This is a genomic window from Weissella koreensis KACC 15510 (genome assembly GCF_000219805.1).
Classification (GTDB): domain Bacteria; phylum Bacillota; class Bacilli; order Lactobacillales; family Lactobacillaceae; genus Weissella; species Weissella koreensis.
In genome coordinates, this window is the sequence record NC_015759.1 from 24,838 (window position 1) to 47,121 (window position 22,284).

Sequence of the window (22,284 nt, forward strand, 5' to 3'; positions counted from 1 at the left end):
ACATTATTTATCCTCATGTTAGGTGATCAGACGACTATAGTTACGGTAGTACCATATAATTTATAAAATAAATATCTTTAAATATACTCATCAGAATAGCCTTCTAAAATTTCATCTGGCTTTTCGCTTTGATCCATAACAACTGTATTTTTCAGCTTTTTTTGAAGCTTGCGCAGGTAATCAACATTTTAATGTTTTTTTACTGAGTTAGAATCGTTATTCTTCAACTCTGATGTTGATTTTAAAATGTTTTCACTATCATTAATACTATCTGAATTACTGTTAAATAGCTCCGATTCATCTAATTATAAAAAGCGAGGATATAAAATACCCTCACTTTTAAATTATTTATTTAAATAATTTTCGTAATCTGAAACAAGAAGAACATCACTATCAATATCTTCCTCTACTTGACTCATACGAGGAATATTTTCGTAAAATCTATTATCGGTAGAATCATCATTTGTTGAGGACACTTCAAATAACATAATCTTACCCAGACCCTTTTTAGCTTGCCACATATGATAAATCCTTGGTGTAAGCGTAATACTTTGACCTGGATTTATTTCAATGGTTGTTCCAGCTTTAAATGTTTTTTTTACACCATCCATAACAACTTCTACATCTGAAGTTCGATCAATATCTTCAGAACTTGTCGAATTATACATTGTCATCTTAAGTACACCACCACCTCTATTGATAATATCTTCTGTTTTATACCAATGGAAATGTAATGGTAATATTTGATTATCTTCAACTAATAGCATTTTTTCTGCATAAGGTTTTGGATATTTATCCTGATTATTATAATTACCATTTCGGATAGTTAATGCAGTCAATCCATACTCTTCAAAATTCCCTAAATCAAAATCTGTAACGTCCCATCCGAGCTTATTATCTATAATTTCATCAATAACTCCAGATTCATGTAGTTTCTCCATTGTTAGCTTATCCCAATCTGCAAAAGGTGGAAGCGGTAGCCTCAATTCATCTGCAAATTTCTTTGCATTAGTAATTACTGTTGAAATGTCTGATCTTTTCATTTAATTTTCTCCAATGCATCATTAAAATTCTCTATCAACTTTGCTCTTTGCATTTCATTTATAGGAATTAAATCTTTGGGATTATTAATAAAAGCATCACCAAAATCTATGTCATCTTTATATTTTGGAACAAGATGTACATGCAAGTGAGAAACCATATCGCCATAAATACCGTAATTAACTTTATCAGCTAGAAAAGTATTTTTCAAAATGCTAGCAACAATACTTACATCATCAAAGAAACGTTTTCTTTCCGTTTCTGTCAGTTCGAATATTTCATTAACATGCCCATTTAGAGCGACAATAGCCCGCCCACGATGAGTTTGATCATGATTCAAATATAATGTGGATATATCTAACTTTCTTACTTCTGACATCTTGTCTTTTTGAATTTCATTGTGTTCACAATAGAAACAATTTTCCTCAAAATGAATATTACTCATGACCTAGTCCTCGTATTGAGACATGGTTTCAAGAGCGTGCTTATTAGCCTCATCATATCGTCCATCATCATGACTACTATCAGAATCAATCATGATATGAATAACATCACCTCGAGTTTGATTTCTGAGTGCGAACGCCTTATCAATTTGCGATAACGGGAAAATATTTGTTACAGTTCGCTCAGTGTTAATTAAACCATTAACCACCATATCTCGTCCTTCACGGAACAAACGATGATTATCTACATCACGCTTAGGCTCAGTTGTATAAATATCAACCCGACGACGATGCATTTTAAAGAAATCCATTGGTTTAGTCGTTTTACCAATCCCTCCATACATCACAATACGCCCATTTTGTGCAGTAGCATCTAATGCATCAATTACTGCATCTCCTTCAAGCAATGCTGGAATGACTACATCAAACCCATCTGGGAAATCTTTACCGACAATATCCATTGTAGGTGTATCTTTTGTCGGTATTTTGTATGTATGCGTCGCTCCAAATTCTTTTGCTATCTCTAACTTTTCATCAAATAAGTCTGTTACCACTAAATTTTTAGGGCTATATAATTTGGCAAATTGCGTTAATTGTAATCCACTAACTCCTTGACCTGTAATTAAAACATTTTTAGACTGACTAATTTCGCCACGTTCCATTCCCGTTAAGATAGTCGGCGTAATTTCTACTAATGATCCATGCATTAAATCAAATTCATCAGGTAATTTAACTGCTGAAAATGGATCTACTGTTACATATTCAGCAAAAGCCCCCCAAACATATCGAAGAGCAACTTTGTCTCCAACCTTCAATCCAACAACGTGCTCTCCAACCTCATCAATAATACCCGCTACTTCATGTCCTAAACGAGTCGGGTATGTTAAAAATTCAGGAGAACGAACGCCACGATAAACTTCTAGATCACTTCCACAAATACCAACCCATTTAACATCTACACGAACTTGATAATCATCCGCATGAGGAATTTCAGCATATTTAATATCAATTTTACCAATATTTTCCATCACAGCAACTTGTTGAGTATTTTCTGATTTTTCATCAACCCACTTCATATCTGGGACAACCATTTTACGTACCATTTTATAATCCTCCATTAGTATCTTGTTCTTTTAGAAACATCGTAATTAAACCAGCTAAAATAAGTGAAACTGCTAAAAAGACAACACCAGCCATTTGAGTACCAGTAATATCTTTTAATGATCCAACAACATACGGTCCTACAAAACCGCCCAAATTACCTAATGCATTTATAATTCCCAATCCAACTGCCGCAATTCTAGGATCTAATTGTGTAGAAATAGCCCAATAAGGACCAGACCAAGCATATACCCCAATAGTTCCTAAAATGATAAATAAAAATGCAACAATTGGAATAGATTGGAAAACACTAACAGCAATTAAGGAAACTCCGGCTAGTAGAGTAGCACTAATTAAAAATATTTTACGTTTTTGCAATTTATCCGACAACTTTGCTGTAACAACCAAAGATACAGCACCTAATAGATAGGGAATAGCAGTTAACATACCAACTTGAATGTCTGATGCACTCGTTATTAAAGAAGAAATAATTTTAGGTAAGAAAAAGGTTATTCCATATAATCCAACTACGTAAAAAACATTCATCAATGTAACAATCCAAACCTTACGATTTTTGAATGCTGATTTGAATGAGGATTCTACAACCCCATGATTAGAACTAGTTTTTAACTTATCCGCATCTAAAGCATTCACTAAATTTATTCGTTCCTCAGAAGTTAACCACTTAGCCTTAGTAGGATTATCATCTAGATATTTAAAAGTAATTAATCCTAAAATTACTGCTGGTAATCCCACAATAATAAACAACCAACGCCATCCAGATAAACCGATAAAATTATGAACATAATCAATAATAGTCATTGCTACAGGTGCACCAATAGCATTAGCCAATGGTGGTGCCACCATAAACATAGCCACAGCAGCAGCCCGGTGGGCACTAACAAACCAATAAGTAGTAATCAAAGTCATACCGGGAAAAAGAGCTGCTTCAAACACTCCTAATAAAAATCTTAAAATAACTAAGGCAATTGCAGAATGTACGAAGCCAGTTGCTACAGTTACAGTCCCCCATAATAGTAGAATAATTCCAATCCACTTACGGGCACCAATTTTTTCTAACAGCATATTTCCTGGAACTCCAAATAGAAAATATCCTATAAAGAAAATACCAGCTATAAATCCATAAAAAGTACTAGTTAAACCTAATTCTGCGTCCATACCTCCTAACGAAGCATACGTAATACTGCTTCTATCCAAAAATGCAACAAAATATATAATGAACAAAAAAGGTAATAATCTAAATTTAACCTTTCGTTCAACGCCTGGATCTAATGTATCCATATAAACCTCCAAAGTCTTGAAATATACCTGTCTACAAGTTATTATTATAGATAAATGATAGCGTTTACATTTATCGTATTTAGACTATTTTTTAGCGTTTCTGGAGGATTTACATGAATATATATTGGGCTACAATAAAAAAATATAAAAATAAAATGACTATTCCTGAGCATAGTCATAAATTTCATCAAATTTTGTTTATTAAAAATGGGGTATATGAATTTTTAATTAACGAAGAAACCTTTATAATAAATAAAACTACTTTAATAGGGATACCTAGTAATTTTAGACATTCTTATAGGTGCATAGAACAAGGTAGTATCTTAGACTTTAAAATAAACATAAATAATCAGGACGACATAGATTTCAATAAATTTTTTATTGAAGCACTAGAAAATAGTTTCGATTTAATGATTTTAGATCAACTATACGTAAATATGTTGAATAATCTATATAACAAAAATCAAGAGGTAATATTAATTAAAGCATTAGATTTAGTATTAACATTATTAAGAGAAAAAAATAATGATGTTCCTATTTTATCGGTTAACGTATTAACCGATAACGATATGCTAACGAATGTTATCCATTATTTTGAACTTAATTTTTTAAACAATCCTAAAATCATTGATATTGCAAATTATTTTAACTTATCTATTCATGAGATGGATAAATTATTTATGACTGAAGTTGGGGTTTCTCCAAAAAAATTACTTTTAAATATTCGTTTAGAATACGCTAGAGAAAAGTTAACCACAGATAAATCTATAACTTATATAGCCAATGAAATTGACATGTCTCTACAGCATTTTTCAAGAATTTTTAAATACACATATGGACTATCGCCTAAGCAATATCAAAAAAATTATAAAAACAATAATAGCCAAATAGTTTTTAATAGTGAATTTGATATTTCCGTTGAACCAAAAATTATGATTAAATAATTGCATTTTTTAAACACAATAAAACCCCCTAAGTTATCTTTATAATAACTCACGGGGTTTCACAGTTTATATTTTTTATTAATCATGATTACCAGATAATAAATTAGAACCCACCTTCATTAATTTCATCATTTAAAGTTTCAACTCCAAATTTTTTCAAATAAGTTGAAAATGGAATTAATTCATCAGCATCATATCTCTTCTTGAATGAAGAAATTTGTTCGTCGCTAAACTTAGCTGGATCTAATTTCATATTTTCGACAGGGATTGGACGATCACCTGAGATAAGAACATCGATTAAGACTGGTTCATTCTTTGCAATTTCCTGAGCCTTTTTAAAAACAAGATCCAAATCACTAATCTTATCTACACGGAAGCCAGCCATACCCATACTATCTGCTACCTTAGAAAAATCAATATCATTAAAAGTAGTTCCTAAGTAGCCATTATTGGTATCCTCTTGCTCATCTTTAATAAATCCAAATTGATTATTAGAAAAGACAACATTAATGATTGGCAAATTGTACTGAACTTGTGTCACTAAATCTTGCATAACCATGGCAGCTCCGCCATCACCCGAAAGTGAAAAGACTTGTCGATCTGGGTAATTTAATTTAGCCGCAATTGATCCAGGAATTCCAACTCCCATTGATGCAAATAAATTAGATGTAAAGTGAATGTTGCTTTCTTTTAATAACAAATGTCTATTAGCTAATTGATTAACATCTCCCACGTCTAAAGAAAAAATTGTTTTCTCATTAGTAATTGAATTAATTGCATTATAAACTTGATAAGCTTGAAGATCACCATCTGTTTTATGTTCAATCTTATCCAAGTATGAATTCCAGTTTTTAATATTCTCTAAGTTAGCCTGCCACCAAGGAGTTTCCTCTTTTTCAGAAGACAATTCTGTTATCTTCTTTAATGCTAATTTAGCATCAGCTAACATCGCTACATCAGTATGGTGCCTTTTTCCTAATTTGCTAGGATCGAGGTCAATTTGTAAGAATTTTTCAACATTTTTAAATGCATTTGAAACCTCAGCGAAAGGATAATTACTACCTACAAAGAGGATTACATCCGCTTGAGCTAAAGCATCATTTGCTGGCTTATGTGCAACCCTGTTTGCAGAACCTAAATAATGAGGATGACGGTCAGGCAGGATACCTTTTGCGGGATATGTGCTCATCAAAGGTATTTTTAATTTATTAGATAATTCTTCTAATTCCTGACCGGCTCCTCTTGTACCAATTCCGTAATAAATTAATGGGCGTTTTGCCGCTGACAAAATGTCAGCTATTGATTGAGCTTGTTGTACATCCACATGTTCGTAAACAAAGTCTTGGTGACTGTTAGCTGATGAATACCAACTTTCTGAAGGAATATCCTTCCAAGGTAAATCAACAGGAATTTGTACTACTGCTACCCCTTTGTTAGCATAATCCCGTCTAATAGCTTCGTCAATAATATGAGGCAGAGATTCTGCCGTTACTACCGTGACATTGTAGACAGCTACATCAGCATAAATAGGATTCTCATTCATTTCTTGGAATGTATCCATATTCATACCACTGGTTCCAAATTGACCTACAAGTGCCAAAACTGGGACGTGGTCCTCACGTGCATCGTACAATCCATTCAATAAATGGGTTCCGCCAGGCCCAGCTGAACCAAAGGCTACACCAATTTTCCCAGTTAATTTGGCATCAGCAGCAGCGGCCATAGCTCCTACTTCTTCATGTCGAACTTGAATATATTTAATATTATCTTTTTCTTTCAACAATGCATCCATTGTTGAATTAATTGATCCGCCAGGAATTCCATACAAATGATCAACTCCCCAAGACTCAAGAACCTTAATCATAGCAGTACCAGCATTAATAGTATTCGTTTCTTTTGACATAGTAGCATCCTCCATTTATTTATAAAACATTGTACAATTATATTATAACACTTACTAAGTGTAAGTAAACCTATTTTATGAAATCGCTTTCCTTAATTTACTCATGGTCCATAAATTAAGTAATATCAATACTATGACGTCCAGACACAAATTTAAAATTACACATTAAAAAACCAGTAGTGGGAAAAAGTATCTCGCACTACTGGCTTTTTTATATTATAAATGTTTTGCATGAGTCTCAATAACTTTAGTAGACCACTTGATATAATTTGTTTCTCGCTCGATCGCTCGTGTAAGAATCAAATAGTGACCATATCGTTGATTGACTTGTAATTCTGATCCAAACAAAACTGTTAATCGTTCTTTCAAGTGAATTAACTTCTGTTGATGAATAGTAATATCTTGTTCTAAAATTTCAATAAGTAAAGCCTGTTGACTATCTTTAATAAAATATAGTTTTAAAGATGTTAAATGCTGATTTTTTTCATTAATAGGCTCCCTTAACCAAGCATCTAAAGTAGCTTGTCCAAGTTTTGTCGCCGTATATTTAATAATTTTAGCATCTTCTCCATCATCATTTGGCAAGATTTTAATTGTACCTTCTTGAACCATTTTTTGTAATTCTGGATATAACTGACTATGAGAAGACTTCCAAAACTCACCAATCTCATAATCAAATTCTTGTAACATATCTTTACCGGTCATTAGTTGTTGATTGCTCAACATACCTAAAACAATATTAGGTAAAATTCTTGGCCTAGGCATATTACTTGTTTAAACGGTGATAATTTTCATCAAAATATTTTCCGTTGCGGATATCATCTGGCATATCAGCATAAGGTGCTTCACTAATAACATCTTCGTTATTTTGACCGGCATCACCCATATAAGTAATATTAGCAAATTCAGGAACAACCAACTTTGGGTAAGTTTCGTACTTTTCACGAGACTCTTCCATCAAATCAATATGCTCGTTTTGGTACGTAACTGTAATTTCTGGGTGTTCTTCTACCCACTTTGGGAAGAAAATCGTTCCATTTAATTTTTTCTCATTAGGAACAAAATCAAGTGCAACGTCAGTTCCAGTAGGCTCAGTCCAAGAAATCTTGTAAATCCCTTCAGTAAGCATCACAATGATTGCTTCTTGATCAGTTACCCAACGACCAGCAACCATTCCACCGTGAATACGGTAATCAACAGTATGGTCATTCTTAGCGTACCATTCGTATTCCCAACCATTATCGTAAGTATAGATAAAGTGTGTTCCTAAAAAGTCATCAAGTGTTTTAAATTTTTTTGTCATGATATTTCTTCCCTTCAAATTAAGTATGTCTTTATCTTATGTCGTTATCGACATAAAGTCAAGTTTTTGTTGAACATTAATTCTATCACCTTACTATTTAATTTTTCCCCTTATGAAATAAAATAAAAATCCTACTAACATTTAAGTTAATAGGATTTTTATTTTATTTAACGTTCACTATACTATTATCAAAAAAAATATTTTAAATGCTTAAACATAACTTATTCATTATAATGTATATGAAATTCATTTTAATTTCAGCATATTTAATTTATCTAAATCCTTAATTATATAGTAATGGTGAAATGAATCTAAAATATTCATTTTTTTAAGTTTAGCGATAATTCTACTGACTGAGCTTCTATTATTAATTCCACAAAATTTACCAATATCATCATGCAAAAGCTCTAAGTTTATTAATATTACTTTAGTACCATCGCGCAAAATCATTTCTAGACCTGATTGCTCAGAACATTGGCTAAAGAAAGCACAGACGGATCCTAATTTGCTATATGTCATACCATATTCCAACATGTTAATAAATGTTCTTAGCTCATTCTCATGATGTATATCTATATATTTTTTAAGTCTATAATTGTCATTAACTATTTTACTGAAATTTTTTATATTTATTTTATAAAACCAGGCTTGATAAGATTTAACAGTAACTAGATGTGAACTATTTGCTAGTTCATTTCTATCATTGATAAATAAATTTACAATTCCAGGATTATTTTGGAAATTTATATTTATTTCATTACCGTCCTCATTTAAGATTGAATGTTTAACAATGCCTGATTTTAGTATGTAAATATTTTCTGAAATTCCATCAGAATCATCCAATTGATATCCATTATGTTTTAAAATTAAATTAGCATATCTATTTTGTGATAATTTATCCATTAAATATTCAATATATGAATTTTCATCTAAATATTTCAACATATTATTTGCACCTTAATAATAATATTCCCACTAAACATACTACCTTTCCATATATAATTTATAATTAAATGTATTTTATTATAAAATTTATTACCGTTTTCTTATTTTTATAAAAGTAATATATATTATAAAAAAAGTAATATATATTAGTAGCTTAAATATATATTACCTTCTTTATTTATTTATAAAAACTGTTTCGTTTGATAGGTGTCTTTTTTATTATTTTTTATTACGGCGTTTTTTACTTAACAATGCTCCTAATGCCAGTACACCAGCTAATAATTCTTCTTCAATAAATTTATTTTCCTGATATGCAGCATCCGTAGATGGCAATGAAGGATCTGCATTATTGTCTGAATGTGAGTCACTCGTTGAATTACTATCTGATACTGAATCCGATGTTGAATCACTTGTCGAGTCACTCATTGATTCTGATGTTGAATCACTTTGTGAGTCGGAATGTGAGTCGCTCGTTGAATCTGATGTTGATTCTGAGTCTGACAACGAATTGCTATCTGATACTGAATCACTTAATGAATTACTATCTGATACTGAATCCGATGTTGAATCACTTGTCGAGTCACTCATTGATTCTGATGTTGAATCACTTTGTGAGTCGGAATGCGAGTCGCTCGTTGAATCTGATGTTGATTCTGAGTCTGACAACGAATTGCTATCTGATACTGAATCCGATGTTGATTCACTTGTCGAGTCACTCATTGATTCTGATGTTGAATCACTTTGTGAATCTGAATGTGAGTCACTCGTTGAATCTGATGTTGATTCTGAGTCTGACAACGAATCACTATTTGATAATGAATCACTTAATGAATTGCTATCTGATACTGAATCCGACGTTGAATCACTTTCTGAAGCATTGTCTGATACTGAATCTGACGTTGATCCACTTTCTGAAGCATTGTCTGATAATGAATCTGACGTTGAATCACTTAATGAATTACTATCTGATACTGAATCCGATGTTGAATCACTTTCTGAAGCATTATCTGATACTGAATCTGATGTTGATTCACTATCTGAAGCATTGTCTGATACTGAATCTGACGTTGAATCACTTAATGAATTACTATCTGATACTGAATCCGACGTTGAATCACTTTCTGAAGCATTGTCTGATACTGAATCCGATGTTGATTCACTATCTGAAGCATTGTCTGATACTGAATCTGATGTTGATTCACTATCTGAAGCATTGTCTGATACTGAATCTGACGTTGAATCACTTAATGAATTACTATCTGATACTGAATCCGATGTTGATTCACTATCTGAAACATTGTCTGATACTGAATCTGACGTTGAATCACTTAATGAATTACTATCTGATACTGAATCCGACGTTGAATCACTTTCTGAAGCATTGTCTGATACTGAATCTGATGTTGATTCACTATCTGAAGCATTGTCTGATAATGAATCTGATGTTGATTCACTATCTGAAGCATTGTCTGATACTGAATCTGATGTTGATTCACTATCTGAAGCATTGTCTGATACTGAATCTGACGTTGAATCACTTAATGAATTACTATCTGATACTGAATCCGACGTTGAATCACTTTCTGAAGCATTGTCTGATACTGAATCTGATGTTGATTCACTATCTGAAGCATTGCCTGATACTGAATCTGATGTTGATCCACTTTCTGAAGCATTGTCTGATAATGAATCCGACGTTGAATCACTTTCTGAAGCATTGTCTGATAATGAATCTGATGTTGATTCACTATCTGAAGCATTGTCTGATACTGAATCTGATGTTGATCCACTTTCTGAAGCATTGTCTGATAATGAATCCGACGTTGAATCACTTTCTGAAGCATTGTCTGATACTGAATCTGATGTTGATTCACTATCTGAAGCATTGTCTGATAATGAATCCGACGTTGATTCACTCTCTGAACCATTGTCTGAATCACTTAATGAATTACTATCTGATACTGAATCCGACGTTGAATCACTTGTTGATTCGCTATCTGAAATATTATCTGAATCACTTAATGAATTACTGTCGGACAATGAATCTGACGTTGAATCACTTGTTGATTCGCTATCTGAAATATTATCTGAATCACTTAATGAATTACTGTCAGATAATGAATCCGACGTTGAATCGCTTGTTGATTCGCTATCTGAAATATTATCTGAATCACTTAATGAATTACTGTCAGATAATGAATCCGACGTTGAATCGCTTGTTGATTCGCTATCTGAAATATTATCTGAATCACTTAATGAATTACTGTCAGATAATGAATCCGACGTTGAATCACTTTGAGAATTTGAGTGTGAGTTACTTTCGGAAATATTATCTGAATCACTTAATGAATTACTATCAGACAACGAATCAGATGTTGAATCACTTTCTGAAACATTATCAGACAACGAATCAGATGTTGAATCACTTTCTGAAACATTATCAGATAATGAATCCGACGTTGAATCACTCTCGGAACCATTGTCAGATAATGAATCAGATTCACTTCCTGAGGTACTTTCGGAATCGGTACCTGGATTTTCACTGTTCGAATCTGACGTTGAATCACTTAATGAATTTGAATTTGAACCAGATTCAGAATCAGATGATAATGGCGTCCATAAGTTAATATCTGTCTTTGCACCATAGTTAGTATTTATTTGCATCATAGCATGAGAACCAAAAACATTAGATCCTACAAGTAGATTTGCATTTAATTTCCATTCGGCAACATCACCTTTATTTAAGGCAGATAGATCCATTTTCTGACCAGCATAGTACCCAGAAACCGCAGAAGTGTCTTCAGAACCAATATGTGGTTGAATCCATCCATCCGTTCTATCTCCAATTTTTGAAGCTATAACTACAACAGTTGATGAAGAAGTATATCTGTTTTCATTAAGATTATTAACTAAAACTTTACCATCTAAAGATCCAGTGTGCGAAGACCAACCAGCAGTATATGGTCCAGGAGCAACATTCATCATATCCCTATAGCCATGGTTCAAATAATATGCCGTTCTTTCATCACGATTACTTGAGTGAATTATGGTATAGTCTTTATCTGATGTCACTACTTTATTGTTTTTACTATCTGACTTAATATCATCAGAAGCTGGTATTGTTGTTGATTTTTGATTCGCTAATAATTTACTAGTGCTACTGCTACTCGCTTCTGTAGTCTTACCTTCATTTGTTTGCGCATGAACAGCTAATGGTAATGCTGCCCCCCCACTTAAAATTCCTGCCACACTGGTAATAGTGGCATAAGCCCATGACTTATTAGCTTTATATGCTTTATATCTTTGCTTTTTATCAGATTTTTTTAGTAATTTTAAATTATTTTTCTTAGACATCTCTAAACTTCCTTAATAATTATTATTATCTATTAAAATGTCTTCAAATCCTAGTTCCATGTATCTAAGCATTGCTATAAGGGTTCTTTTTATAAAAAAGCCTTCAGAAACAGCTTTTTGCCATGGCTCAATTTTCTTTAACATCAATTGATAATCTACGTCTGTCACACTTGATAATACGTTATCGATTTCATTTAGATTATCCACAACTAAACCGATTCCACGTTCCTCAATCCATTTAGCATGAGCTGTTTTACTCGAAATAATTACTGGTAAACCAGCTGCTAAATATAATGATAATTTAGTTGGATTATTATATTGCGTATAATCAACAAAATTCATATTAGATTTCTCTTTAATATTATCCGAAACAACTAGTCCAAAGCCACCATCAACACTAGCGACAATATCATCACTCGGTAATCGCCCTAACCAATCTACGCTTGGATTCCATAAAACTTTTTCTTCAACATGACGGTTATAAATCATTAATGGCGTCGATGCGTGATAATCTATTCCATTAACATCTCGACCACCTACATAGAATAACTGTTTTTTGAATTTCTTATCCTTAAGAGGACCATCATAATAGTAGTCCCAAATATGCATTGCAATCATGGGTACCATTACGCCATCCTCACGTAGACGCTTAGCTCCCTTCTCATTGGCCACTAATAATAAGTCGAATTTACGTAATTGTTTGAGCCAGAAATCATTTTCACGATCGTACTGAGCTGTTCCGTCATCAAACATCCATGTTGGAATGTCATGAACAAGAGCTACTACACGAACCCGATCTATGGACTTAGCTTGATCAATAAATTCCGATTGGAAATTAAGATAAGTCCATAGCGGAAATTGAATTACTATCAAATCACCTGGTTGCACAGGTCCTAAAACAGTATCGATAATATTTTTACGTCTATTACGATCATCCAATTGATAGTAATTACCAAAATTTATTTCCTGAAAGCCAAGTTCTTGAGCTGAGTGTGAAACATTTTTGCTGACAATTTGAATAGCATCATGTTTTTGACTGTGATTTGACACATTAAAACGGGTAATCCAATTAGTCATTTCTTCACCTCCACATCAACTTGACGATCAGTAAAACCAAGTTCTAAGTAACGAATAGCTTCAATAGCCGCTTCTTTTGCAAAGAAACCACTAGTCACTGCACGTTGCCACGGTTTTATATTTTCAACCATTTTTTGATAATCATCATCACTTAGGTTATGAATAAGATCATCAATGTCTGAAATAGAATCAACCACAAATCCAAGACCTTGATCTTTAACCCACTGAGCATGAGCAGTATTTGGCATTGTAATAACAGGAAGCCCTGATGCCAAATATAATGACAGTTTCATAGGATTATTATATTCACCATAATGATTCATCCCCTTTAATCCACCAGTTTTAGGATAATAGAGTAATCCAAATCCACCTTCCAGTTGACTAGGAATATCATTACTATTCATTGCACCAAGTAATTGAATATAATTTGGTAATTTTTCTTTATTCCAGTTTGGTCCAATAAATTTAATTGGAATTTCAGATTGATATTCTTCAATCATGGCTGAATCAATTCCAGTTGCAACATAGTAAATTTGATCAATTCGCTTTTTTTCTTGCAATGGTCCTTGGTAAACAAAGTCAGACAGATACATGGCGATCATTGGTGTTTTAACTCCGCCCTCTGTTGCTAATCGTTTAGCCATTTTTTCATTAGCAGAAATTACTAAGTCATAACGATTCAACATCCATAGTGAGGCGTCTACAGTATAATCACGTTTCCTATTATCATGAATCCAAGAAACAATATCCCAAACAAGAGCAACAATTTTGGCTTTTCGAGTATTCTTTAGATAGTCAATATACTCAAGTTCAAATTGAGTATAATTAGTCCACATCGGATATTGAACAATTACAACATCCCCAGGTAGTACCAAACTTAAAAGCGCCTCTAAACGGTCTTTTCGAGCTGCCTCTCCCATCTCCTGTAATTCACTTGCATACATTCTTGGATAATGTAATCGTCTAAATCCAATCTGACTAATAGAATCAGCTGCCATTTGATTAGCGATAATTCCAGAAGCCCGGTTAGATACGTATTCATTATCGTCAACTTGTGTTATCCAATAGGTCATTCTTTATTGTTTTCCCTTCTAGTTATTTTTACTCAAAAAATATTTAATCTGTTTTATTTCAGAATCTGTTAAATGATAAAAACAATTTTTTTGATGTTCTAACACTGATAAATTTTTAAATTCAAATTTGTTTTTAATTTCATTTAACAACTCTTTTAAATTATTGCCGTCAGTATATACATGAATGATGCCTCCCAGAACTGATTTATCAATCAATTCTGGGACTTCTGTTATTGTTGATGGCCCACGTGAAAAAGTTATCCCTAACCTTTTCCCAACCGCTCCATTTATGGCAGGTGTCGTAAAAATAAAACTACCATGTTTCCCTAAGTGGGCTGTGACAATACGTTGATCCTTAACATTGTTAATTTCTAGATAATCAAATTTAAGCCATTTATTATTTAAATTTAGTAAGCTTATTTCATATGAAACTGCATCATCAGGATAAGTGAATTTATCGCTTAGCCCTTTTAATATAATTCCATCAATTTTTTCTTGATTGATATCATAAAAAATAATTTGTAATTGTACCGACAGTCCATTATCAGACTCCAGCTGTGCCGTTAATTTATATTTTTGACCTGATTCCAGTAAAGGTAGCGTTGGTTTAATTCCCTGTTCGATATAATTTGTTTTTGAACGCCATGTACACAATACTTTTCCTGGAGAAAACGTTTCGTTAGAAAAATAAACTTTACCATCTTCTAGATATCGTATATCAGTACCTGTTACAGCAACATCACTTAAGTTATCTGGCCAACGAGTAAAATAAATATTATTCATCACTAACCTCTTTTATTTCTGTTTCCAATTCGTTTTTATGAAAGTTACGCTTGAAATCAGCAGCCAACAAATCTTGATATTGTTTAAAAAACCAAGTATTTATTCCATTTGTATCATCATTATGTCGTCCCTCTAATCCTTTATGTAGCACTTTTGCAGTCGGGTAATTTTCTTTTAAATGCTTGAAAATTTTATTAAAAGGACGATCTGTATCTTGTAACATATAGGCAATAGCAAAAGTTGTTTTAGAAAAATCTGCAGATAAAAATAAATTCCAGAAGTCTTTATCCATTTCCAATGCACTATCTTTATTTAATTCTCCTTGAGTATGAATGATTGTATCCATTGCTAAATCCCATTCATAAGGAGAATACAATCTAGAATTTAATGCTAAATTACCAATTCCTGCTAAGGGTTTTCCTACCAAAATACCATGAGGTTCTAGCATTGCCCCATAATAGAATGATGCATATGTTCCCATCGATAGTCCTGATAAATTTAATTGATTATTAGTAAAACCTAAATAATCTAATTTTTCTTTAATGATTTCAACTAACTGTTTTTCTAAATTTTCACCTCGATAAAAAGCTCCACCAACAATTCTTGGGTCGTATACTAACATGAAAGGTGATCCAAGACTTCCCATCATCCAACGTCCTTCGTATCCTTCTGATGGTCTAAAACCAGAAAAATATATATTCAATGGTGGCTTTAAATCTCCAACATTAAAGTAATAACCTAATTCTTCATTTCCCCGATCGGGATCAACTAAACGTTTTCCTCCTATAGCCAAAAAATTATCAGAAGATAGGTAATAACGTAAGTGAATATCACCTATCTCTAATTTGCCCCGACCTTTAGCAAATAAGGCAATATTTAGAGGGAAATTAGGAAAACCAATATTTCGATAAACTTCCCCCAGATTCAAATTTTCACCATCAAAATCCCATAAAATGATCTCGCCATCTTTTTCATAATATGCGCGGTAAAAGTATTTTATGTTTTCACCGTGCACCTTAATTTCAGCATGAAGCTGTGTTCTACCAGTTGGCCCCCATTTGTTTTTCCATAGAATAATTTCTGAGAAATCATCCCCAAAGTCACCATCAAAGATAAATTTTCCGGAACCTTTTTTTTGAATCTCACCGGAGAAGTTTTTTGATAATTCAACCATGCTGTTATCAATACTGGTTCCCCAAGGTTTAACTGCGTAGTTAACATTTAGATATTCAACGAAATTGTAACCTTGATCTAATAAATTAACCTGCATGGCACCTTTTAAGGCTAAAACTTTACGATTTTTAACTGAAGTATTGCCTATGTCTTCATAAAAAATCTGATAACTTGGTAGGTAACGTAATATTTCCAAAGATAATTTTTCGATCTCATTTGATCCAAATAAAAATACATTTCCAGAATTATTTGGACTTTTCAACGGTATTGCTGATAATTTTTCAAAGCATTCTTCTAATTTGTGCAAGGAAACGTCAACATAATGAAATTCAAATTGTTGATCTAAATTGGAAACTCCTTTAATCTTTTCTCCACCAATTTGTATTAATAGTTTCGCTTTAGCCATCTATCACATCCCCCCAATCGCTCATAATTTGGTCAGACGAATTTTTATTGATCATCTCCACACTTTCAACCAAAGCTTTATTCCATATCTCATTACTGTCTAGATATGTTGAAAGAACATCAAATAACTCATTGTTAGATTTAATGATGTTTCCATTTTTACCATCTTTGAAGTATATTGATGATTGAAAACTAATGAATGGAATCCCATTGCTTAATACAATTGATTCTTTAAAGGCATCATTAGTTTTTCGAAAATTAACATAAATTCGACTAATAGATAGATCTTGTTGATTAATTTTTGTTAACGATTTAAATCTATATTCAACATGATGAATAAATGAATATGCAGTAATCATATTTTCAAAACCGTAAATGTTTTTTTTAGCTGTTTCAAAAGCTTCTTTTAAATCGATAGACATCTGTCCTTCTAATTCAGCAGCAAAATAAGTTTCTATCATTTTGAATTCATCAGATGTAGTATTAATTTCCAACTCATTATTAACAAATTCCACTACTTCTTTTTTTAAAATTTCAATATCATTTTGATTTATAACATTTAAAATCAAACGTAAATCATCAAACTTCAATCGATACCTCAACATTTTATGAAATATTTTTTTGAAATCTTTATCTACATTATCAATTTGCCAATAAATTACTCGTTCTCTAAACGTATTACTTTGCCCTAAAGATAATTGTGTTGAAAATGTAGAAATTAAATGTGTATTAATATTTAGACCATTAATATGTTCTTGATCCAAAGTTCTTTTGAGTAGGGTAGAATCAGTAATCAAGGCTTTTGCTTGTGTTAATTCACTAATTTGCTTAATTTTATTCAATATCCTTGTTGTGAAATTACCGTAAAAAACAAAAATAATTTTTTCTGGAAATGGAAAATTTTTACTCAATGTAATTAAATAATCATTTGAAATATCTATTACAAGATAGTCAGTTTTTAAATTGAAATCTTTTAAGGCCTTTCGCAAGAACTCATTTATAATTTCTTCAATATTGCTATATGTGCGTTTATTAAAATTTTCAGATATCGTATCCACTATATTGACTTGTTCATCTTTAATTTCAAAAATGCTATTTTCTTGTTCATCATAGAAAATTCGACGTTCTAAATTCCCTGATTCATCATATAGTTTTGATGAAATGATAAATCCATAATCAGAATAAATATCGATCCGTGATCCGTTTTTCCAAAAATATTTTACCTGGTCAATAAATCCAAAACGATTAAATTTAACATTTCCGAATTTTTCATTGTTTTTATAAAGTAAAACATCATTTCGGGTATATATTTTCTCCACATCATTTGGAAGATCTAAATCATTCATTGTTAATGGCGTACCAGAATTAAGTTGTATATTTTGAATATGATGAAATATCAATTCAGACTGTTCTATATCAAATAACTTATATTCTGAATTCAAATATCTTAAAAACGGAACTAAAGTTGGTAATAAAACTTTATATTCCAAACCATTATTTCTGATATTTTTAATCATATTAAGTAAAGGTATTTTCTCAAAGCTTTTCACATCTTCAGGTAAATCAGCAATAAAATACATCATAACTACCGCCCTCCCTTTAATTTAATATTGAATAAACTATAATTGTCTTTATAGTATAGAAAATCAATATCTTGACGCACTGTATCCAAAATGGAAATTAGCACAAAGAGCATCGCAAAATAATTAGAAAAGTTTGTATATATTTCATTACCTGTCCAATAACCAATTAATAACGGAGTAATTACAACTGTTGCTAAATAAAGGCTTCCCAAAATTGCAAATACAAAAACTCTTCTAGTTATATATCTTTGAGAATCATGACCAGGATTTACACCAACAATATAATCGCTTGATTCTTTTAGATCCTGAGCAATTTGTTCTGGCATAATATTTACAAATGAAAATATTATTCCCAAAATATAAATAATAATTCCATAAACTATAATTCCTCGTAAACTAGTTAATTGAAAGAAAGATAAAATAAAGTCATTTTTCCAATCTAATAGTTGCATAATATAGGAAGGCAAATACATAAATGAAGTTGCAAACATCAAAGGCATTGTCCCAGCGATTAAAATTCTAAATGCATAATAAGCATCTTTAGACCTTCGATCAATTCCTATTCGCTGAATATCAACGTGATACTCTGTTGTATATAGACCCGTAGTTATAAATACAAAAATTATAGTCACAATAATCAAAATAACTAATCTACTAGCTATCATAATGACTGACGTATAATTTGCTGAAATACTTCGAGTTACCCCTGTAATAATTCCAGGTAAAATCATAATAAAAGGTCCACCCAAACCATATTTAGAATTAATACTAGCAATCCAAGAAATTAATAATCCACCCGCGACTAAACATATAATAGTCATACTAAATACTAGAAAGTAGTTCATTTTAATCGCCTGAGATGTGACAGTTGTTTGCAAATTATATGCTAATGGTATAGATTGCAGAAAAGATAAAACAAATATTCCACGAACTTGAATCATTCCACGTTGTTCATGTGAAAATTGAGAGGCCCGATCACGATTGGCAAATAATATAATTGAAATCAAAATTGAAACAGTCATATAAGGTCCCATACCCAATGAAAACAAAGTCGCACTGCTAAATACTCCACCAGTTGTTAGAGACAGAAGATTTTGCATTGAAAATTCACTTCCAATTTGAAAGCTTATCCCATGTAACGGTATTGGAATACTTTGTCCTACAAGATATATACTCAGCATTAATATTGTAAAAAGGCTTTTTTTTATTAAATCGCCATATTTTTTTATTTTGTTTATCAAGATAGTCACATCCTTTTTATGGAAAACTCAATTCAATAGAACCGTCTATATTTTTTTCAATCTCTGTTAATAATAGGTTACGGAACATGTTCAACCACATTTCTTTTTCCATGTTAAAGAAACTACGACGTGCCTCTAAGGCAAATTCATTGATTGGCTTATGTTGAGCAGAACTTCGACCATCAACAATACTTTTAAGTTGTTGTAAATAATCAAGTTGATCTATCCAACCATTATCAATTGCTTTTAAAACAGTTATTTTTTTAAAGTATGCTAATTGAAGACCATTCTTAAATCGATCTAATGATTTGTCTAAAGCTTCGCTAGCAACATTGAATAGAAATAAATGAATATTTTTCTTTTTCATATTCCCAGCCAATTGGTCTTCAATATCTGCCAATTCATATGCACTTTCTACATTGTTAAAAATAAAATCAGCAACATCATGCAGCTCAATACTACGGTAATTATCTACAAAATTTGTAATCACCTCATTTAAACAGCTATTTATCAATTCATCGATAAAATCAGGATCATCAGTTAAAACTTCATTTCTTGTTCGATATATTTTTTCTCGTTGATTACTTAAAATAGTGTCAAACGCCATAGTCCGCTCTCGACCTTGTGCCTCAAGGTTTCCTACTTTTCTTTGGGCTGAGTCAATTGCATGTTTAACGATTCTTTTATCTATTGGCTGATAAAGGTCAAATTCACCTATCTCACCTTTTTCAACATTTATATCATGATATTTACGAACTCGATTACTTGTGTTTTCAACGACAATCTTATCTTCTAATGAAACTAAAAATTGACTTTCGCCTGGTTCCCCTTGACGACCTGCTCGCCCACGTAATTGATTATCAATTCGCTTGCTAGTCATTCGTTCAGTCCCAATGACTAAAAGCCCTCCATTTTCTTTTGCTTCTGGAGTCAGCTTAATGTCAGTCCCACGGCCTGCCATCGATGTTGCTAAAGTTATTGAATTAACTCCGCCTACTTCACTGATAATTTGTTTTTCTTGTGGAGCCGTTGACGCGTTCAACAAATTATGTGGAATTCTATTTTGTAATAAAATTAAAGAATATAGTTGAGACATGCTAACCGATCCGGTCTCAATTAAAATTGGTCTTTTTTCATTAATTCCTTTTTTAACTAACTCAAGAGATTTTTCAATTTTTGCTTGATTAGTTAAATAAATTTGATCTTTTTTATCTATTCTTATCAATGGAAGATTTGTTGGTATCTCTATTACTTCTAGGTGATAAGTATCAATAAATTCTTTTTCATCTGTTTTGGCTGTCCCTGTCATTCCAGATAGACTTTTAAATTTCTTAAACAAGCTTTGATAACTCACCATCCCCAATGTCTTAGATTCTGGCGTTATTTTTAAAGACTCTTTAGCTTCAATAGCCTGATGAATACCTCCATTCAGCTTTACACCATTCATTTTTCGCCCATTTACTTCATCTAATAAAACAACTTTTCCATCATCTACTACATAATCTTGATCACGCTTCTTTAACATATTTGCTTGTAATGCTAAGACAATATGGCGATATATATCAAAATTACGGGCTGAAAATACGGTTTCAGGGGTATTAAAATATTCTTGGAATTTTTTAATTCCTAGTGGAGAAAACCAAACTTTTTTTCTGTCTTCACTTAACTCATAATCTTCCTCATCAAGGCTATTAACAAACCAGTTACTAATCTCGAATAAACTCGATTGCACTTTTGGCGCCCCAGAAATAATAAGAGACGTCTGAGCACCATCCAGTAAAACAGCGTCAATTTCATCAATAATGGCAAAATTAAATCTTTTAACCGCTTGTTGATCTAAGTCACTCCCCAAATTATCAAACAAATAATCAAAGCCTAAGCTAGAGTGAGTCGTATAAATAATATCTGAATCATAAAGTTCTATTTTTTTATCATCATCTACGTTTACTCCTATTCCTACCGTCAAGCCTAACCATTTGAAAACTTTTCCCATTGATTCTCCGTCACGTTCAGCCAAATATTCGTTTGATGTGATCAAGAAATTACCCTTGTTACCTTGCAACGCACGAGCGTAAAGTGGCAAAGTTGCAACTAAAGTTTTACCTTCACCTGTTTTCATTTCTGCGATATTCCCAAAGAATAAAGCCAGTCCACCTAAAACCTGAACTTTAAATGGTTCCAGTCCAAGTACTCGGCGATCAGCTTCCATAATAACGGCAAAAATATCGGGCAAAATTTTTTCTAGGTTTTGACCGTTTGCTAATAATGATCTAAAAACGTTAGTCTGTGACTGAAGTTCAATGTCAACCATTCTTTTATATTTAGGCAAAACTTGATAAACCTTTTGCACAATTTTTTCATATTTTTTTAACTTAAACATTTAAAATTCACCTTATTTACTAACTAATAAAAACCGAACCACCTCATAAATTTTTGAAACTAATGCAATTAGTGTTACAGACATTATGACAGTGAAAAAAAGTGGTCGAATATATTGGAGTTTTGGAATTTTTTGTTTTTTACCATACTGATGACGCTTTTGTTCATCATTGAATTTTGTATCAATAACATTACTCAATTCATCTTTTTTCATCTAAATCCTCCATTCTATTT

General features: G+C 32.0%; 18 protein-coding genes. 1 reads left to right on the forward strand and 17 read right to left on the reverse strand.

Going from position 1 to position 22,284, the window contains the following annotated elements:
• Positions 1 to 344 precede the first annotated feature (344 nt).
• Genes WKK_RS00125 through WKK_RS00140 form a run of 4 tightly spaced genes read right to left on the reverse strand, consistent with a single transcriptional unit; the run spans position 345 to position 3,887 of the window.
• Positions 345 to 1,043, reverse strand: a complete 699-nt coding sequence (locus WKK_RS00125) for a D-lyxose/D-mannose family sugar isomerase (protein WP_006845409.1) — start codon at positions 1,041 to 1,043, stop codon at positions 345 to 347.
• The gene (locus tag WKK_RS00130; protein WP_013989068.1) at positions 1,040 to 1,486 is read right to left on the reverse strand and encodes an HIT family protein; all 447 of its coding nucleotides are present in this window, start codon (positions 1,484 to 1,486) and stop codon (positions 1,040 to 1,042) included. Before WKK_RS00130 ends, WKK_RS00125 begins: the two co-directional genes overlap by 4 nt.
• 3 nt (positions 1,487 to 1,489) lie before the next feature.
• The gene (locus tag WKK_RS00135) at positions 1,490 to 2,587 is read right to left on the reverse strand and encodes a zinc-dependent alcohol dehydrogenase (RefSeq protein WP_006845411.1); all 1,098 of its coding nucleotides are present in this window, start codon (positions 2,585 to 2,587) and stop codon (positions 1,490 to 1,492) included.
• Position 2,588: 1 nt separating this feature from the next.
• Positions 2,589 to 3,887 (reverse strand): MFS transporter, encoded by a 1,299-nt coding sequence (locus WKK_RS00140; RefSeq protein WP_013989069.1) that lies wholly within the window; start codon positions 3,885 to 3,887, stop codon positions 2,589 to 2,591.
• A 113-nt stretch (positions 3,888 to 4,000) separates the two neighbouring features.
• On the opposite strand from WKK_RS00140, the gene WKK_RS00145 reads away from it, so the two are divergent.
• Positions 4,001 to 4,831 carry an AraC family transcriptional regulator gene (locus tag WKK_RS00145; protein ID WP_013989070.1) on the forward strand — a complete coding sequence of 277 codons (831 nt, stop codon included), beginning with the start codon at positions 4,001 to 4,003 and terminating at the stop codon, positions 4,829 to 4,831.
• A 103-nt stretch (positions 4,832 to 4,934) separates the two neighbouring features.
• Here WKK_RS00145 and spxB read toward each other — a convergent pair whose 3' ends face one another.
• The 13 genes from spxB to WKK_RS00210 all read right to left on the reverse strand — a co-directional run bounded on the left by spxB (position 4,935) and on the right by WKK_RS00210 (position 22,264).
• Positions 4,935 to 6,734, reverse strand: a complete 1,800-nt coding sequence (gene spxB / locus WKK_RS00150; protein ID WP_013989071.1) for a pyruvate oxidase — start codon at positions 6,732 to 6,734, stop codon at positions 4,935 to 4,937.
• A 216-nt stretch (positions 6,735 to 6,950) separates the two neighbouring features.
• Positions 6,951 to 7,499: a PadR family transcriptional regulator gene (locus WKK_RS00155; RefSeq protein ID WP_006845415.1), complete on the reverse strand. Its 549-nt coding sequence runs from the start codon at positions 7,497 to 7,499 to the stop codon at positions 6,951 to 6,953.
• 1 nt (position 7,500) lies between these two features.
• Entirely contained in the window at positions 7,501 to 8,037 is a 537-nt protein-coding gene (locus WKK_RS00160; RefSeq protein ID WP_006845416.1) for a phenolic acid decarboxylase, read from the reverse strand.
• 246 nt (positions 8,038 to 8,283) lie between these two features.
• Positions 8,284 to 8,982 (reverse strand): Crp/Fnr family transcriptional regulator, encoded by a 699-nt coding sequence (locus WKK_RS00165; protein ID WP_013989073.1) that lies wholly within the window; start codon positions 8,980 to 8,982, stop codon positions 8,284 to 8,286.
• Between the two features lie 219 nt (positions 8,983 to 9,201).
• Positions 9,202 to 12,336 (reverse strand): KxYKxGKxW signal peptide domain-containing protein, encoded by a 3,135-nt coding sequence (locus WKK_RS00170; protein WP_013989074.1) that lies wholly within the window; start codon positions 12,334 to 12,336, stop codon positions 9,202 to 9,204.
• A 12-nt stretch (positions 12,337 to 12,348) separates the two neighbouring features.
• Positions 12,349 to 13,413, reverse strand: coding sequence for a glycosyltransferase (locus WKK_RS00175; protein ID WP_006845420.1), 1,065 nt, complete (start codon positions 13,411 to 13,413; stop codon positions 12,349 to 12,351).
• Complete coding sequence (locus tag WKK_RS00180; RefSeq protein WP_006845421.1) at positions 13,410 to 14,486, reverse strand: glycosyltransferase; 1,077 nt, start codon at positions 14,484 to 14,486, stop codon at positions 13,410 to 13,412. The genes WKK_RS00175 and WKK_RS00180 overlap by 4 nt, the downstream gene beginning before the upstream one ends.
• 18 nt (positions 14,487 to 14,504) lie before the next feature.
• Positions 14,505 to 15,269 (reverse strand): accessory Sec system protein Asp3, encoded by a 765-nt coding sequence (gene asp3, locus WKK_RS00185; RefSeq protein ID WP_013989075.1) that lies wholly within the window; start codon positions 15,267 to 15,269, stop codon positions 14,505 to 14,507.
• Positions 15,262 to 16,848 (reverse strand): accessory Sec system protein Asp2, encoded by a 1,587-nt coding sequence (gene asp2, locus WKK_RS00190; protein WP_013989076.1) that lies wholly within the window; start codon positions 16,846 to 16,848, stop codon positions 15,262 to 15,264. The genes asp3 and asp2 overlap by 8 nt, the downstream gene beginning before the upstream one ends.
• Positions 16,841 to 18,430: an accessory Sec system protein Asp1 gene (gene asp1, locus WKK_RS00195; RefSeq protein ID WP_013989077.1), complete on the reverse strand. Its 1,590-nt coding sequence runs from the start codon at positions 18,428 to 18,430 to the stop codon at positions 16,841 to 16,843. Before asp1 ends, asp2 begins: the two co-directional genes overlap by 8 nt.
• Positions 18,431 to 18,432: 2 nt before the next feature.
• The gene (locus WKK_RS00200) at positions 18,433 to 19,611 is read right to left on the reverse strand and encodes a preprotein translocase subunit SecY (protein WP_242821442.1); all 1,179 of its coding nucleotides are present in this window, start codon (positions 19,609 to 19,611) and stop codon (positions 18,433 to 18,435) included.
• 76 nt (positions 19,612 to 19,687) lie between these two features.
• Positions 19,688 to 22,051: a preprotein translocase subunit SecA gene (gene secA, locus WKK_RS00205; protein ID WP_013989079.1), complete on the reverse strand. Its 2,364-nt coding sequence runs from the start codon at positions 22,049 to 22,051 to the stop codon at positions 19,688 to 19,690.
• 12 nt (positions 22,052 to 22,063) lie between these two features.
• Positions 22,064 to 22,264: a hypothetical protein gene (locus WKK_RS00210; RefSeq protein WP_006845428.1), complete on the reverse strand. Its 201-nt coding sequence runs from the start codon at positions 22,262 to 22,264 to the stop codon at positions 22,064 to 22,066.
• Positions 22,265 to 22,284 lie beyond the last annotated feature (20 nt).